Raw genomic sequence first — 14166 nt, forward strand, 5'->3', positions numbered from 1 at the left:
ACGCGGCTACGGTTGCCAGAGTGTTAACGGCTGTCGCAGCAACAGATTATTGTCGTGTGTCGACGCTGTTTGCGTCCGACACGGGATCCGGGTAATTGAACGGATGGATCCATAATGCGTGACCCTGGCGGGTGGCATCAGGTTTTGATTATAGCAATTGATATCCGCAAGGATACTGGCAATTAACCGCTTACAAGAATGGACATTAAACAAAGGGACTTTGTTTCCTTCTTGTTCTGCGCGGCATTTATTCCGTGGTGGAAGAGGGCGTCCACGGTACTTTGCCGTTCTGAATGAAAAACGGCCTCGCTGGTGGGCGAGGCCGTACCCGGGACTTCTACGGTGGGTACCTGACCAGTCTCTCCAAGAAGCCACAAGGGCGGAGGAAAGGTATAAGCAATTGTGGTCATCGGTCAATTGCGATTATCGGTCGATGGTTCGATAATCGCACCCGTGAGTGTGTGACCGAGGTGAGTCATGAGTGATGAAACAACCCCCAAGGGATCTGGATTGAACGATGATGTGCGCAGTTCGTTTGCGTCCCTGGCGCCGCCCATCGTGGCCTCGCCGGCCAAGCGTATCCAGGCGTTCACCGGCGATCCGGATTTCATGACCTCCCTGGCCCGCGGCCTGGCGGTGGTGCAGGCGTTCCAGGAGCGCAAGCGCCACCTGACCATCGCCCAGATCAGCCACCGCACCGAGATCCCCCGGGCGGCGGTGCGGCGTTGCCTGCACACGCTGATCAAGCTGGGCTATGCCACCACCGACGGACGCACCTATTCGCTGCTGCCCAAGGTGCTGACCCTGGGCCATGCCTACCTGTCCTCGACGCCGCTGGCGGTCTCCGCCCAGCCGTACCTGGACCGCATGAGCGATCAACTGCACGAGGCCTGCAACATGGCCACCCTGGAAGGCGACGACATCCTCTATATCGCCCGTTCGGCCACGGTGCAGCGGCTGATTTCGGTGGACCTGTCGGTGGGTGGGCGATTGCCGGCCTATTGCACGTCCATGGGGCGCATTCTGCTGGCCGCGCTGGATGACGCCACCCTTCACGAATACCTGGAACACGCCGACCTGCAGGCCAAGACCAGCCGCACCATCCACGACCCGCAGGCATTGCTGGAATGCCTGCAGGTGGTGCGTCAGCAAGGCTGGTGCATCGTCGACCAGGAACTGGAACAAGGCCTGCGCTCCATCGCCGTGCCGGTGTACGACGCTTCCGGGCAGGTCCTCGCCGCGCTGAATGTCAGTACCCATGCCGGGCGGGTCAGCCGCAGCGAGCTGGAGCAGCGTTTCCTGCCGATCATGCTCGCCGCCAGCCGCGACCTGAGTGCGCAGCTGTTTGCCTGATCGATGCAATCCTGTTCGATAAACGCACACTGATGCGTTTATCGAATTGCGTCGTTTCGCCCGCCTGATTAATGTCCCTCGCAACGGTCGGCCTGCCCCGACCGTCAATAATAATGAGCGAGAGGCAAAGTCCCATGACCCGCACGTCCTTCCCAGTCCGCTCGTCCGCGCCGCGACGACGCCGCTGAATCGTCCTTTTCAGCTTCACTGAACAGTCTTTGCCCCGACGCACGCGCGGCCGCTCGCGCCTGCCCGCCTTTTTCCGGATAACAATAATGAACAGTCCGCACGCTGCTATCGGAACACCCCTGGATGTCCAGTCGTTCATCAACGCCCAGCCCTTGTCGCGTTATCAATGGCGGGTGGTGATCCTGTGTTTCCTCATTGTCTTCCTCGACGGCCTGGATACCGCTGCCATGGGTTTCATCGCCCCGGCGCTGTCCCAGGACTGGGGCATCGACCGCGCCAGCCTCGGCCCGGTGATGAGCGCTGCGTTGATCGGCATGGTCTTCGGTGCCCTCGGTTCCGGCCCGCTGGCTGACCGTTTCGGGCGCAAGGTGGTGCTGGTCGGCGCGGTGCTGCTGTTCGGTGCCTTCAGCCTGGCGTCGGCCTACAGCAGCAACGTCGATCAATTGCTGGTGCTGCGCTTCCTCACCGGCCTGGGGCTGGGCGCCGGCATGCCCAACGCCACCACACTGCTCTCCGAGTACACCCCGGAGCGCCTCAAGTCGCTGCTGGTGACCAGCATGTTCTGCGGCTTCAACCTGGGCATGGCCGGTGGCGGCTTCATTTCCGCCAAGCTGATCCCGGCGTTCGGCTGGCACAGCCTGCTGCTGATCGGCGGTTTGCTGCCGCTGCTGCTGGTCGTGGTGCTGGTGTTCTGGTTGCCGGAGTCGGCGCGTTTCCTGGTGGTGCGCAATCGCGGCATCGAGAAGATCCGCAAGACCCTGGCGCCGATCGAGCCAGCCGCCGTGGTCCAGGCCACCAGTTTCAGCGTGCCGGAGCAGAAGATCGTCAAGAGCCGCAACGTGCTCGCGGTGATCTTCTCCGGGACCTACAGCATCGGCACCTTGCTGTTGTGGCTGACCTATTTCATGGGCCTGGTCATCGTCTACCTGCTGACCAGCTGGCTGCCGACGCTGATGCGCGACAGCGGCGCGAGCATGGAGCAGGCCGCCTTCATCGGGGCGCTGTTCCAGTTCGGTGGTGTGCTCAGCGCGGTGGCGGTGGGCTGGGCCATGGACCGTTTCAATCCGCACAAGGTCATCGGCACCTTCTACCTGCTGGCCGGGGTGTTCGCCTACGCGGTCGGGCAGAGCCTGGGCAATATCAGCCTGCTGGCGACCCTGGTGCTGATCGCCGGGATGTGCGTCAACGGTGCGCAGTCGGCCATGCCGTCGCTGGCGGCGCGCTTCTATCCGACCCAGGGGCGGGCCACCGGGGTGTCGTGGATGCTCGGGATCGGTCGTTTCGGCGCGATCCTCGGCGCGTGGATGGGCGCCACCCTGCTGGGCCTGGGCTGGAATTTCGAGCAGGTGCTGACGGCGCTGGTGATTCCGGCGGGGCTGGCCACCGTGGCGGTGGTCGTGAAAGGGATGGTGAGTCACGCAGACGCGACTTGATCGCGGTGTTTTCGGGGACCGCTTTGCGGTCCTTCGCGGGCAAGCCACGCTCCTACGGACGTAATGCTGCACGCTCTCTTGTAGGAGCGTGGCTTGCCCGCGAAGGGCCGCAAAGCGGCCCCAGAGCTCCGTCACAATTCGTTCGATAATCGAACGCTATGCCGATTATCGGATTGAACCGCCTCAAGCCCCGCCTTAACCTGAGTCTCATACCGGTGCCCTCCAGGGTGCTTCGAACCGACCCCCGACTCAGCACATCCAGGAGTCTTCCATGGCTGAAATCCTCTCGCTCCACGACGCCGTGAAGCAGTTCGTCCACGACGGTGACAGCGTTGCCCTCGAAGGCTTCACCCACCTGATTCCGACTGCCGCCGGACATGAAATCATTCGTCAGGGCAAGAAGGATCTGACCCTGGTGCGCATGACCCCCGACCTGATCTACGACCAGCTGATCGGCGCCGGCTGCGCGAAGAAGCTGATCTTCTCCTGGGGCGGCAACCCGGGTGTCGGTTCCCTGCACCGGCTGCGCGACGCGGTGGAGAAGCAGTGGCCGCACGCGATGGAAATCGAAGAGCACAGCCACGCCGACCTGGCCAACGCCTACGTCGCCGGTGCCTCCGGCCTGCCGTTCGCGGTGCTGCGTGCCTACGCCGGTTCCGACCTGCCGAAGGTCAACCCGCTGATCAAGAGCGTGACCTGCCCGTTCACCGGCGAAGTGCTGGCGGCAGTGCCATCGGTGCGCCCGGACGTCACCGTGATTCACGCGCAGAAAGCCGACCGCAAGGGCAACGTGCTGCTCTGGGGCATTCTCGGCGTGCAGAAGGAAGCGGCCCTGGCGGCCAAGCGCTGCATCGTCACCGTCGAGGAAATCGTCGACGACCTCAACGCACCGATGAACGCCTGCGTGCTGCCGACCTGGGCACTGTCCGCGGTGTGCCTGGTGCCGGGTGGTGCGCATCCGTCCTACGCCCACGGTTACTCCGAGCGTGACAACCGCTTCTACCAGGCCTGGGACCCGATCGCCCGCAGCCGTGAAACCTTCAGCGCCTGGATCGACGAATACGTCCGGGGCACCGCCGACTTCAACGAATTCAAGGCAAAACTGGCCCGCACCGCGGAGGCTGCACAATGAGCTACTCCACCAATGAAATGATGACCGTCGCCGCCGCCCGCCGCCTGCAGAATGGCGCCGTGTGCTTCGTCGGCATCGGCCTGCCGTCCAAGGCCGCCAACCTGGCCCGCCTGACGTCCTCGCCGGATGTGGTGCTGATCTACGAATCCGGCCCGATCGGCGCCAAGCCGAGCGTGCTGCCGCTGTCCATCGGTGATGGCGAACTGGCCGAGACCGCCGACACCGTGGTCCCCACCGGCGAGATCTTCCGCTACTGGCTGCAGGGCGGACGCATCGACGTGGGCTTCCTCGGCGCCGCCCAGGTCGACCGCTTCGGCAACATCAACACCACCGTGGTCGGCGACTACCACGCGCCGAAAGTGCGTCTACCGGGTGCCGGTGGCGCGCCGGAGATCGCAGGTTCGGCGAAGAAGGTGCTGATCATCCTCAAGCAGTCCAACCGCGCCTTCGTCGACAAGCTCGACTTCATCACCTCGGTCGGCCACGGCGAAGGCGGCGACTCGCGCAAACGCCTGGGCCTGCCTGGTGAAGGTCCGGTGGGCATCATCACCGACCTGTGCATCATGGAGCCGGAAGCCGGCACCCACGAATTCGTGGTCACCTCGATCCACCCGGGCGTGACCCGCGAGCAGATCGTCGCCGCCACCGGCTGGGCGATCCGTTTCGCCGACAATGTCGAGACCACCGCCGCGCCGAGCGAGGTCGAGCTGAGCGCCCTGCGTGATCTCGAAGCCCGTACCGCTGCCGCCCACGGCCAGGCACCAGGAGAAGCGTGATGCGTGACGTATTCATCTGCGATGCCATCCGCACCCCCATCGGCCGCTTCGGCGGTGGCCTGGCCGGCGTGCGCGCCGACGACCTGGCCGCGGTGCCGCTGAAGGCCCTGATCGAGCGCAACCCCACCGTGCAATGGGAGCAGATCGACGAGGTCTTCCTCGGCTGCGCCAACCAGGCCGGCGAGGACAACCGCAACGTCGCGCGCATGGCCCTGCTCCTGGCCGGTCTGCCGGACAGCGTGCCGGGCGTGACCCTGAACCGGCTGTGCGCCTCGGGCATGGACGCGGTGGGCACGGCCTTCCGCGCCATCGCCAGCGGCGAAATGGAACTGGCCATCGCCGGCGGCGTCGAGTCGATGTCGCGCGCGCCGTTCGTCATGGGCAAGGCCGACAGCGCGTACTCGCGCAACATGAAGCTGGAAGACACCACCATCGGCTGGCGCTTCGTCAATCCGTTGATGAAGGCCCAGTACGGCGTCGATGCCATGCCGCAGACCGCCGACAACGTCGCCGACGACTACAGCATCTCCCGCGCCGACCAGGACGCCTTTGCCCTGCGCAGCCAGCAGCGCACCGCCGCGGCCCAGGCCGCCGGGTTCTTCGCCGAAGAGATCGTGCCGGTGCGCATCGCCCACAAGAAGGGCGAGACCGTGGTCGAGCAGGACGAGCATCCGCGCGCCGACACCACCCTGGAAGCGCTGGCGAAACTCAAGCCGGTCAACGGCCCGGACAAGACCGTCACCGCCGGCAACGCCTCGGGCGTCAACGACGGTGCCGCGGCGATGATCCTGGCCTCCGCCGACGCGGTGAAGAAACACGGCCTGACCCCGCGCGCGCGGGTCCTGGGCATGGCCAGCGCCGGTGTGGCGCCGCGGGTGATGGGCATCGGCCCGGTGCCGGCGGTGCTCAAGCTGACCGAGCGCCTGGGCCTGGCGGTCGCCGACTTCGACGTGATCGAACTCAACGAAGCCTTCGCCAGCCAGGGCCTGGCCGTGCTCCGTGGTCTCGGCCTGGCCGACGACGCGCCGCAGGTCAATCCCAACGGCGGCGCCATCGCTCTCGGCCATCCGCTGGGCATGAGCGGGGCGCGGCTGATCCTCACCGCCTTGCACCAGCTGGAGAAATCCGGCGGGCGCAAGGGCCTGGCGACCATGTGCGTCGGTGTCGGCCAGGGCCTGGCCCTGGCCATCGAGCGGGTGTGAACCAATGACCCCGGACCGCCGGCCTCCACGCAAGGCCGGCGGCTTGGGGTGATTGCCGAGCGGAACGAGAGTGTTACTGAGTGTGTCTAGACTCACTGATACCCTCCAGGAGTATGCAGTCATGACTTCAAGCTATTACACCGGCGAAGAGCGCAGCAAACGCATCTTCGCCATCGTCGGCGCGTCTTCGGGCAACCTGGTCGAATGGTTCGACTTCTACGTCTATGCCTTCTGCGCGATCTATTTCGCCCCCGCGTTCTTCCCCTCCGACGACCCCACGGTGCAATTGCTCAATACCGCCGGCGTGTTCGCCGCGGGCTTCCTGATGCGCCCGATCGGTGGCTGGCTGTTCGGCCGCATCGCCGACCGGCATGGGCGCAAGAATTCGATGATGATCTCGGTGCTGATGATGTGCGCGGGCTCGCTGGTGATCGCCTGCCTGCCGACCTACGCCAGTATCGGGCTGCTGGCGCCGGCGCTGCTGCTGATGGCGCGGCTGTTCCAGGGCCTGTCGGTGGGGGGCGAATACGGCACCACCGCGACCTACATGAGTGAAGTGGCCCTGCGCGGCCAGCGCGGCTTCTTCGCCTCGTTCCAGTACGTGACCCTGATCGGCGGCCAGTTGCTGGCGGTGCTGGTGGTGGTGATCCTGCAGCAACTGCTGACAGAAGATGAGTTGCGTGCCTACGGCTGGCGCATTCCGTTCGTGGTCGGCGCCTGCGCCGCGCTGATCTCGCTGTTCCTGCGCCGCTCGCTGGAAGAAACCAGCAGCGCCGAGACCCGCAACGACAAGGAAGCGGGCAGCATCGCCGGGCTGTTCCGCCACCACAGCGCGGCCTTCATCACCGTGCTCGGCTACACCGCCGGCGGCTCGCTGATCTTCTACACCTTCACCACCTACATGCAGAAGTACCTGGTGAACACCGCCGGGATGAGCGCCAAGACCGCCAGCTTCATCATGACCGGCGCGCTGTTCCTGTACATGTGCATGCAGCCGCTGTTCGGCATGCTTTCCGACCGCATCGGCCGGCGTAATTCGATGCTGCTGTTCGGTGCCCTGGGCACGCTCTTCACCGTGCCGATCCTGATGGCCCTGAAGACCGTGACCAGCCCGCTCCTGGCCTTCGTGCTGATCACCCTGGCCCTGGCCATCGTCAGTTTCTACACCTCCATCAGCGGCCTGGTGAAAGCCGAGATGTTCCCGCCGCAGGTGCGCGCACTGGGGGTGGGCCTGGCCTACGCGGTGGCCAACGCGGTGTTCGGCGGCTCGGCGGAATTCGTTGCCCTGAGCCTGAAATCGATCCAGCTGGAAAACGCCTTTTACTGGTACGTTACCGCGATGATGGCAATCGCTTTCCTGTTCAGCCTGCGCCTGCCGAAACAGGCCGCCTACCTGCACCACGATCATTGACCTGCCGGCGCGCCCGTGACCGGCGCGCCCCGTTGAAGGACCTGTCATGACTCCACGACCGGGCAACCAGTTGTTCGATGCCTATTTCACCGCGCCTGCCATGCGCGAGATCTTTTCCGACCGTGGCCGCGTCCAGGGCATGCTCGATTTCGAAGCCGCGCTGGCCCGTGCCGAAGCCGCAGTCGGGGTGATCCCGGCGGTGGTGGTGACGCCGATCGAGATGGCCTGCCAGGCCGAGCGCTACGATTTCGCCGCGCTGGCCGAGGCCATCGCGGTTGCTGGCAACTCGGCGATTCCGCTGGTCAAGGCGCTGGGCAAGGTGATCGCCAGCGGCGTGGCCGAGGCCGAGCGCTACGTACACCTGGGCGCCACCAGCCAGGATGCGATGGACACCGGCCTGGTCCTGCAGCTGCGCGATGCCCTGGCGCTGATCGACGACGAGCTGGCGCAACTGACCGACATCCTGGCCAGGCAGGCCAGTGCCTACGCCGATGTCCCGCTGGCCGGGCGCACCTGGCTGCAGCATGCAACGCCGGTGACCCTGGGCATGAAGATCGCCGGCTGGCTCGGCGCCCTCGACCGCAGCCGCGAGCGCCTGCGCGAACTCAAGCCGCGCCTGCTGACCCTGCAGTTCGGCGGTGCCTCCGGCACTCTCGCGGCGCTGGGCGACAAGGCCCTGCCGGTGGCCGAGGCACTGGCGCAGCAACTGCAGCTCAGCCTGCCGGAGCAGCCCTGGCATACCCAGCGCGACCGCCTGGTGGAGTTCGCCGCGGTGCTCGGCCTGGTCGCCGGCAGCCTGGGCAAGCTGGGACGCGACGTCAGCCTGCTGATGCAGACCGAAGCCGGCGAAGTCTTCGAACCGTCGGCGCCGGGCAAGGGCGGTTCCTCGACCATGCCGCACAAGCGCAACCCGGTGGGTGCGGCGGTGCTGATCGGCGCCGCGACCCGTGTCCCCGGACTGATCGCCACGCTGTACGCGGCGATGCCTCAGGAACACGAGCGCAGCCTCGGCCTGTGGCATGCGGAATGGGAAACCCTGCCGGAGATCTGCTGCCTGGTTTCCGGCGCGCTGCGCCAGGCGCGGATCATCGCCGAAGGGCTGGAAGTGGATGCCGAGCGCATGCGCCGCAACCTCGACCTGACCCAGGGCCTGGTCCTCGCCGAGGCGGTGAGCATCGTCCTCGCCCAGCGCCTGGGTCGCGATGCCGCGCATCATCTGCTGGAGACCTGCTGCAAGCGCGCGGTCGCCGAACACCGTCACCTGCGCGCCGTGCTCGGCGACGATCCGCAGGTGACGGCGGAACTCTCTGCGGACGAGCTCGATCGTCTGCTCGACCCGGCCCGTTACCTCGGCCAGGCGCAAGCCTGGGTCGAGCGCGCGGTGGCCGAACACAACCGGATCCAAGCCTGAAGGAGGGCTGCTGTGGGAAGCGTACAACTCGCCGATGGCGTTCTGAATTACCAGCTCGACGGACCTGAAGACGCGCCGGTGCTGGTGCTGTCCAACTCGCTGGGCACCGATCTGCACATGTGGGACACCCAGGTGCCGGCGTTCGCCGCGCATTTTCGTGTGTTGCGCTACGACACCCGCGGTCACGGCGGTTCGCTGGTCAGCGAAGGCCCGTACAGCATCGAGCAACTGGGCCGCGACGTGCTGTCCCTGCTGGATGCGCTGCAGATCGACAAGGCGCATTTCTGCGGCCTGTCCATGGGCGGTCTGATCGGCCAGTGGCTGGGGATCAACGCCCCCGAGCGGCTGAACCGGCTGATCGTCTGCAACACCGCGGCGAAGATCGCCTCGCCGGAGGTCTGGAACCCGCGGATCGAAACCGTGCTGCGCGACCGTGAAGCGGCCATGGTCGGCCTGCGTGATGCATCCATCGCCCGCTGGTTCACGGCGGCGTATGCCGAGGCCAACCCGGGGTCGGCCAAGCGCATCACCGACATGCTCGCCGCCACCTCGCCGGACGGCTATGCGGCCAACTGCGCCGCGGTGCGCGATGCCGACTTCCGCGACCAGCTGGGTGAAATCAAGGCACCATTGCTGGTGATTTCCGGCGCTGCCGATGCGGTGACGCCGCCCTCGGGCGGGCTGTTCATCCAGGAGCGTGTGGCCGGTGCCGAATACGCCGAATTCCAGGCCGCGCACCTGTCCAACGTCGAGGTGGGCGAGCCGTTCAGCCGCCGTGTTCTCGACTTCCTGCTGGCCCGCTGAGGAGCTGATTGCCGTGGATGAAAAACAACGTTACGACGCCGGCATGCAGGTGCGTCGCGCGGTGCTGGGCGATGCCCATGTCGACCGCAGCCTGAACAACCTGAGCGAGTTCAACAGCGAGTTCCAGGAGATGATCACCCGGCATGCCTGGGGCGATATCTGGACCCGTCCCGGCTTGCCGCGGCATACCCGCAGTCTGATCACCATCGCCATGCTGATCGGCATGAACCGCAATGAAGAGTTGAAGCTGCACCTGCGCGCCGCGGCCAACAACGGCGTGACCCGCGAGGAGATCAAGGAAGTGCTGATGCAGAGCGCGATCTACTGCGGGATCCCGGCGGCCAATGCGACGTTCCACCTGGCGGAGTCGGTGTGGGATGAGTTGGGGGTCGAGTCCCGCGCCTGAAGGTGTTGTGCGCCTCTGCGCGTAGGAGCGTGGCTTGCCCGCGAAGGACCGCAAAGCGGTCCCCGATGACGCTGTAACTGGGACCGCTTTGCGGTCCTTCGCGGGCAAGCCACGCTCCTACGGGCGGAGGGCCAGCGTCAGATTGCTGCTTTCTTCTGCCGAATCATCACCGGCCCCGCATTGCGCTCCACCGCCGCCTTCAGCTCCGGCCGCAACCCGAGCATGAATGCCAGCTCCGCCACCACGAACAGCGGCCCGACGATCAGCCCGCTGACATCGTCGACGAACGCCGGCTTGCGCCCCTCGTAGTAATGCCCGACGAACTGGATCACCCAGCCGACCACGAACAACCCCAGCCCGGCGCTCAGCCACACCAGGGTGCTCTGCACCGCCAGCGCCGCCCCGGCCCACAGGCAGGCGCCGAGCAGGGCCGACATGATCACGCCCAGGCGCGTATCGAGGCGGAAATAGAACCACGCCGAGGCTAGCGCCACGCCGAACGCCGGCGACAGCCACAGGCCACTCAGGGCAATCCCCGGTCGCGACAGCAGCACGGTCACCGCCAGCACGATCATCGGGATGCCCACGAAGTGCGTGGCGATATTGCGCGGATCACGGTGGTAGCTGGCATATTGACTCAAATGTTCCACGAGGTTTTTCATTGTTATTCCTCCGGTAGGGATGACCCAGCATGCCCCCGCCGATCACTCCACGTCTGTCGCCTGCCCGACAGTCTGCGTTTCGAGGCCCATGGATGAACGAGTCGCACCTCTGGCGTGAACAGTTGCAGCACGGCCACTGGTTCCGCCAGCTCTCACCCGCTCTGCAGGACAGCCTGCTGGCGGCGTCCCGTCCGTGCAGCCTGGCTACCGGCGAGCGTCTGTTCCAGCGCGGCGACCCACCCTGCGGACTGTATGCGGTGCTGTCCGGGGCGATGCGCATCGGCGCGGTCAGCGCGGAGGGCAAGGAGGCGTTGCTGACCCTGGTGGAAGCGCCGCACTGGTTCGGCGAGATCTGCCTGTTCGACGGCCAGCCACGTACCCACGATGCTTTCGCCGAGGGCGCGACCAGTCTGCTCTGGGTGCCGCAGGCGATGCTCCTCGGCTTGCTCGAACGGCATCCGGCGTACTGGCGCGAGTTCGCCCTGCTGATGAGCCACAAGCTGCGCCTGGCCTTCGTCGCCCTGGAACAGCAGAGCCTCAAGGGCGCCGCGCCGCGGGTAGCGTTCCGCCTGTTGCAGATGGCCGCCGGGTACGGCGAGGTGGACGGGGCGCGGCGCGTGCTGCAACTGTCCCAGGAACAGCTGGCCTTGATGCTGTCGCTGTCGCGGCAGACCACCAACCAGATCCTCAAGGCCCTGCAGCAGGATGGCGCGGTACGCCTGGGCTATGGCGAGATCGAGATACTCGATGCCGCGCGGCTGGAAGCGTTGGCGCGCGGCTGAGGCGCGGGCTGATCGAGGCTCACCAGCACCTCGATCATCGCGCGCGCGGCGGGCGACAAACGATAGCCTGCGCGACTGACGATGCCGCAGCGGGCATTCAGGCTTTCCGGGTTCACCGGCAGATTGCGCCAATGCAGTTCCACCAACGCTCCGGCGGCGATTTCGGCGGCGAAGGCCTCCTCCGGGCCGATGCCGATGGCTTCGCTGTCCAGCACCACCTTGAGCAGGGTCGGCAGGTGTTCGGTCTGCACTTGGGGCGAGAAGTCGGTCTTGCCGCTGAGATTGGCCAGCAGCTTGCGCGCGCCGGGCAGGATCTGCGGGGTCGCCAGCGGATACTCGAACAGGTCGTTGGTCGACAGGCTGTCCTTGGCCAGCAGCGGATGCCCGGGACGGCAGAAGAACAGGCCGCGGCGCGGCGTCAGGGGCTGGGTCTGGAAGCTCGGGTCGGCTTCGAAATGGCGGATATCGGCGATGAAGAATTCGATGTCTTCGCGATTGAGGGCGCGGCTGAGGTTTTCCCAGTGATCCACGCTCAGGCGCGTCTGCACCCTGGGATGGGCCTTGACGAAATGGCTCAGCGCCCGTGGCACCAGGTCCGCGGCGGGGGCGGGGCCCGAGCCGAAGTGCAGTTCGCCGGCGTCGAGCTTGGTCATGCGGCGTACCTCGTTGCTCAACTGATTGGCCCCCTGCACCAGGCGCAGGGCATGTTGCAGCACCACCTGGCCTTCGGGGGTGGGGCGCAGGTCCTTGCTGCCACGGTCCACCAGCACGCAGCCGAATTCCTGCTCCAGGCCCTGGATGCTGCGGCTGAACGCCGGCTGGGTGATGCCCATGGCCTCGGCGGCGCGGACGAAGCTGCGGTGGTCGTTGAGCGCGATGAAATAGCGCAGTTGGCGGAGATCCATGGGGGTACCGGAATGCGTTTGGGGACCGCTGCGCGGTCCTTCGCGGGCAAGCCAATTGGCGGGGCACCGCGCATCCCGTAGGAGCTGGCTTGCCTGCGAAGGGCCGCAACGCGGCCCCAGGGAAAACCGGTTTTTTAAAGCCGGGCGCTTATTTCGTCAAAGAATCAATTATTGGATTGATAGCGTTATTTTGCATAAGTCAGAGAAGGCTGATCGGGTAGCTGACGATCACGCGGTTCTCGTCGAACGAGTTGCTGCTGAAGTCGCGGCGCATGTTGGAGTTGCGCCACTTGAAGGTCAGGTTCTTGAAGGTGCCGGACTGGACGGTGTAGGCCAGCTCCGATTCCCGCGCCCATTCCTTGCCGTCGTCCACCGTCGCGGTGTGCACGTTGTCACCCTTGATGTAGCGGTTCATCAGGGTCAGGCCGGGCACGCCGAGCGCGGCGAAGTTGTAGTCGTGACGTACCTGCCAGGAGCGTTCCCTGGCGTTGTCGAAGCTGGAGTTGTAGCTGTCGTTGGCCAGGGTGCCGCCACTGGTGCCGTTGACGCGCATCCACAGGTCGTCGCCGCTGACCTTCTGCAGGCCGACATAGAAGGTGTTGCCGCCGTACCTGGCCGAGAGCATGGCCGAGGCGGTGCGGTTGTCCAGGTCGCCGGCGCGGGCCGAGCCGTCTTCCTTGCCGAGGAAGTAGCCGAGGTTGGCGCCCAGGGTCCAGTCGCCCAGCGGCTGGCTGTGCACCAGGTTGAGGTATTGCTGCTGGTAGATGTCCTTCAGTTGCGCGTTCCACAGGCCGACCAGGGTGCGCTTTTCGTTGAAGGTGAATTCACCGCCGGCGAAGTTGAAGCGGTCGGACTTGAAGGCCGTCTTGCCGTTCATGAACATGTCTTCCATGCTCGCGTCGTTGCGCGGGCTGTTGCCGCGGAACTGGCCGGCGTAGAGGGTCAGGCCGTCGATTTCCTGGGAGGTGACCTGGCCGCCGCGGAAGGTCTGCGGCAGCGAGCGACCGTCGTCGGAACGCAGGATCGGCAGCACTGGCATCCATTCGCCGACCTTGACCTCGGTCTTCGACACCCTGGCCTTCAAGGCCACGCCGAGGCGGCCGAAATCGTCGGCCGGACGACCATCGTCATGCACCGGCAGCAGGTGAGTGCCGGCGGTGCCCTTGCCGCCATCGAGCTTGACCGAGTACAGGCCGAGCACATCGACGCCGAAGCCGACCGTACCCTGGGTGAAGCCGGACTTCGCATCGAGGATGAAGCTCTGCGTCCATTCCTCGGCCTTGCCCTGGGCGTTGGCCGGGTCGACGAAGTTGCGGTTGATGTAGAAGTTGCGCAGGTTCAGCGTGGCCTTGGCGTCCTCGACGAAGCCACCTTCGGCGGCGAGGGCGGGCAGGGCGCAGGTCACAGCGAGAAAGCCGGGAAGCAGGTGTCGTGCGGGGTGCGGAGTGTTCATCGTTGGTGTGTCTCTTGTTTTTATGTAAGGCGAAACGGTCCGCTGCGACTGAAAAGAGTCACAGGGGGCGTTGCGTCTTGGGGGTGTGCTTTGGAAAAAGCGGCAGGAAGATGGTGCGGCGACGAGCGAGGCGGAATCAATTCGTGACAGGCGGAAGTGGGCGATAATCGAACGTTAACTGAATGGTTAGTTCCCCTCTGTAGCGATCACCCCGTAGGAGCGCGGCTTGCCCGCGAAAGGACTGCGC

General features: G+C 65.6%; 13 protein-coding genes. 10 read left to right on the forward strand and 3 right to left on the reverse strand.

Annotated features, from left to right (window positions below; all coding sequences use genetic code 11):
- Positions 1 to 477 precede the first annotated feature (477 nt).
- The 9 genes from pcaR to pcaC all read left to right on the forward strand — a co-directional run bounded on the left by pcaR (position 478) and on the right by pcaC (position 10117).
- Positions 478 to 1353, forward strand: a complete 876-nt coding sequence (gene pcaR / locus RTI28_RS07275; protein ID WP_316919823.1) for a pca regulon transcriptional regulator PcaR — start codon at positions 478 to 480, stop codon at positions 1351 to 1353.
- A 275-nt stretch (positions 1354 to 1628) separates the two neighbouring features.
- Positions 1629 to 2975: an MFS transporter gene (locus tag RTI28_RS07280; protein ID WP_316919824.1), complete on the forward strand. Its 1347-nt coding sequence runs from the start codon at positions 1629 to 1631 to the stop codon at positions 2973 to 2975.
- 271 nt (positions 2976 to 3246) lie between these two features.
- On the forward strand, positions 3247 to 4107 hold the full coding sequence (locus RTI28_RS07285) for a CoA transferase subunit A (RefSeq protein ID WP_316919825.1): 861 nt from the start codon (positions 3247 to 3249) through the stop codon (positions 4105 to 4107).
- Positions 4104 to 4883 carry a CoA-transferase subunit beta gene (locus RTI28_RS07290; protein WP_042123052.1) on the forward strand — a complete coding sequence of 260 codons (780 nt, stop codon included), beginning with the start codon at positions 4104 to 4106 and terminating at the stop codon, positions 4881 to 4883. Before RTI28_RS07285 ends, RTI28_RS07290 begins: the two co-directional genes overlap by 4 nt.
- Complete coding sequence (pcaF, locus tag RTI28_RS07295) at positions 4880 to 6085, forward strand: 3-oxoadipyl-CoA thiolase (protein ID WP_316919826.1); 1206 nt, start codon at positions 4880 to 4882, stop codon at positions 6083 to 6085. The genes RTI28_RS07290 and pcaF overlap by 4 nt, the downstream gene beginning before the upstream one ends.
- Positions 6086 to 6206: 121 nt before the next feature.
- Positions 6207 to 7496, forward strand: coding sequence for an MFS family transporter (locus tag RTI28_RS07300; RefSeq protein WP_316919827.1), 1290 nt, complete (start codon positions 6207 to 6209; stop codon positions 7494 to 7496).
- Positions 7497 to 7542: 46 nt separating this feature from the next.
- Complete coding sequence (locus tag RTI28_RS07305; RefSeq protein WP_316919828.1) at positions 7543 to 8907, forward strand: 3-carboxy-cis,cis-muconate cycloisomerase; 1365 nt, start codon at positions 7543 to 7545, stop codon at positions 8905 to 8907.
- A gap of 12 nt (positions 8908 to 8919) precedes the next feature.
- The gene (gene pcaD, locus RTI28_RS07310) at positions 8920 to 9711 is read left to right on the forward strand and encodes a 3-oxoadipate enol-lactonase (RefSeq protein ID WP_316919829.1); all 792 of its coding nucleotides are present in this window, start codon (positions 8920 to 8922) and stop codon (positions 9709 to 9711) included.
- Positions 9712 to 9724: 13 nt separating this feature from the next.
- A complete protein-coding gene (pcaC, locus tag RTI28_RS07315; protein WP_316919830.1) occupies positions 9725 to 10117 on the forward strand; it encodes a 4-carboxymuconolactone decarboxylase in 393 nt (130 codons plus the stop codon).
- A 137-nt stretch (positions 10118 to 10254) separates the two neighbouring features.
- Here pcaC and RTI28_RS07320 read toward each other — a convergent pair whose 3' ends face one another.
- A complete protein-coding gene (locus RTI28_RS07320) occupies positions 10255 to 10779 on the reverse strand; it encodes a DUF962 domain-containing protein (protein ID WP_316919831.1) in 525 nt (174 codons plus the stop codon).
- A 92-nt stretch (positions 10780 to 10871) separates the two neighbouring features.
- On the opposite strand from RTI28_RS07320, the gene RTI28_RS07325 reads away from it, so the two are divergent.
- A complete protein-coding gene (locus tag RTI28_RS07325) occupies positions 10872 to 11561 on the forward strand; it encodes a Crp/Fnr family transcriptional regulator (protein WP_316919832.1) in 690 nt (229 codons plus the stop codon).
- On the opposite strand, the gene RTI28_RS07330 is transcribed toward RTI28_RS07325, so the two are convergent.
- A complete protein-coding gene (locus RTI28_RS07330) occupies positions 11504 to 12466 on the reverse strand; it encodes a LysR family transcriptional regulator (RefSeq protein WP_316919833.1) in 963 nt (320 codons plus the stop codon). The genes RTI28_RS07325 and RTI28_RS07330 overlap by 58 nt on opposite strands.
- Positions 12467 to 12665: 199 nt before the next feature.
- Positions 12666 to 13919, reverse strand: coding sequence for an OprD family porin (locus tag RTI28_RS07335; RefSeq protein WP_316919834.1), 1254 nt, complete (start codon positions 13917 to 13919; stop codon positions 12666 to 12668).
- Between the last annotated feature and the right edge of the window lie 247 nt (positions 13920 to 14166).

It is taken from the genome of Pseudomonas sp. zfem002 (assembly GCF_032621685.1).
GTDB lineage: Bacteria > Pseudomonadota > Gammaproteobacteria > Pseudomonadales > Pseudomonadaceae > Aquipseudomonas > Aquipseudomonas japonica.

Bases quoted from the DNA above. Each gene is read 5' to 3' on its own strand.
- pcaR (WP_316919823.1), top strand. From the start codon at position 478: ATGAGTGATGAAACAACCCCCAAGGGATCTGGATTGAACGATGATGTG.
- RTI28_RS07280 (WP_316919824.1), top strand. From the start codon at position 1,629: ATGAACAGTCCGCACGCTGCTATCGGAACACCCCTGGATGTCCAGTCG.
- RTI28_RS07285 (WP_316919825.1), top strand. From the start codon at position 3,247: ATGGCTGAAATCCTCTCGCTCCACGACGCCGTGAAGCAGTTCGTCCAC.
- RTI28_RS07290 (WP_042123052.1), top strand. From the start codon at position 4,104: ATGAGCTACTCCACCAATGAAATGATGACCGTCGCCGCCGCCCGCCGC.
- RTI28_RS07300 (WP_316919827.1), top strand. From the start codon at position 6,207: ATGACTTCAAGCTATTACACCGGCGAAGAGCGCAGCAAACGCATCTTC.
- RTI28_RS07305 (WP_316919828.1), top strand. From the start codon at position 7,543: ATGACTCCACGACCGGGCAACCAGTTGTTCGATGCCTATTTCACCGCG.
- RTI28_RS07320 (WP_316919831.1), bottom strand. From the start codon at position 10,779: ATGAAAAACCTCGTGGAACATTTGAGTCAATATGCCAGCTACCACCGT.
- RTI28_RS07325 (WP_316919832.1), top strand. From the start codon at position 10,872: ATGAACGAGTCGCACCTCTGGCGTGAACAGTTGCAGCACGGCCACTGG.
- RTI28_RS07330 (WP_316919833.1), bottom strand. From the start codon at position 12,466: ATGGATCTCCGCCAACTGCGCTATTTCATCGCGCTCAACGACCACCGC.
- RTI28_RS07335 (WP_316919834.1), bottom strand. From the start codon at position 13,919: ATGAACACTCCGCACCCCGCACGACACCTGCTTCCCGGCTTTCTCGCT.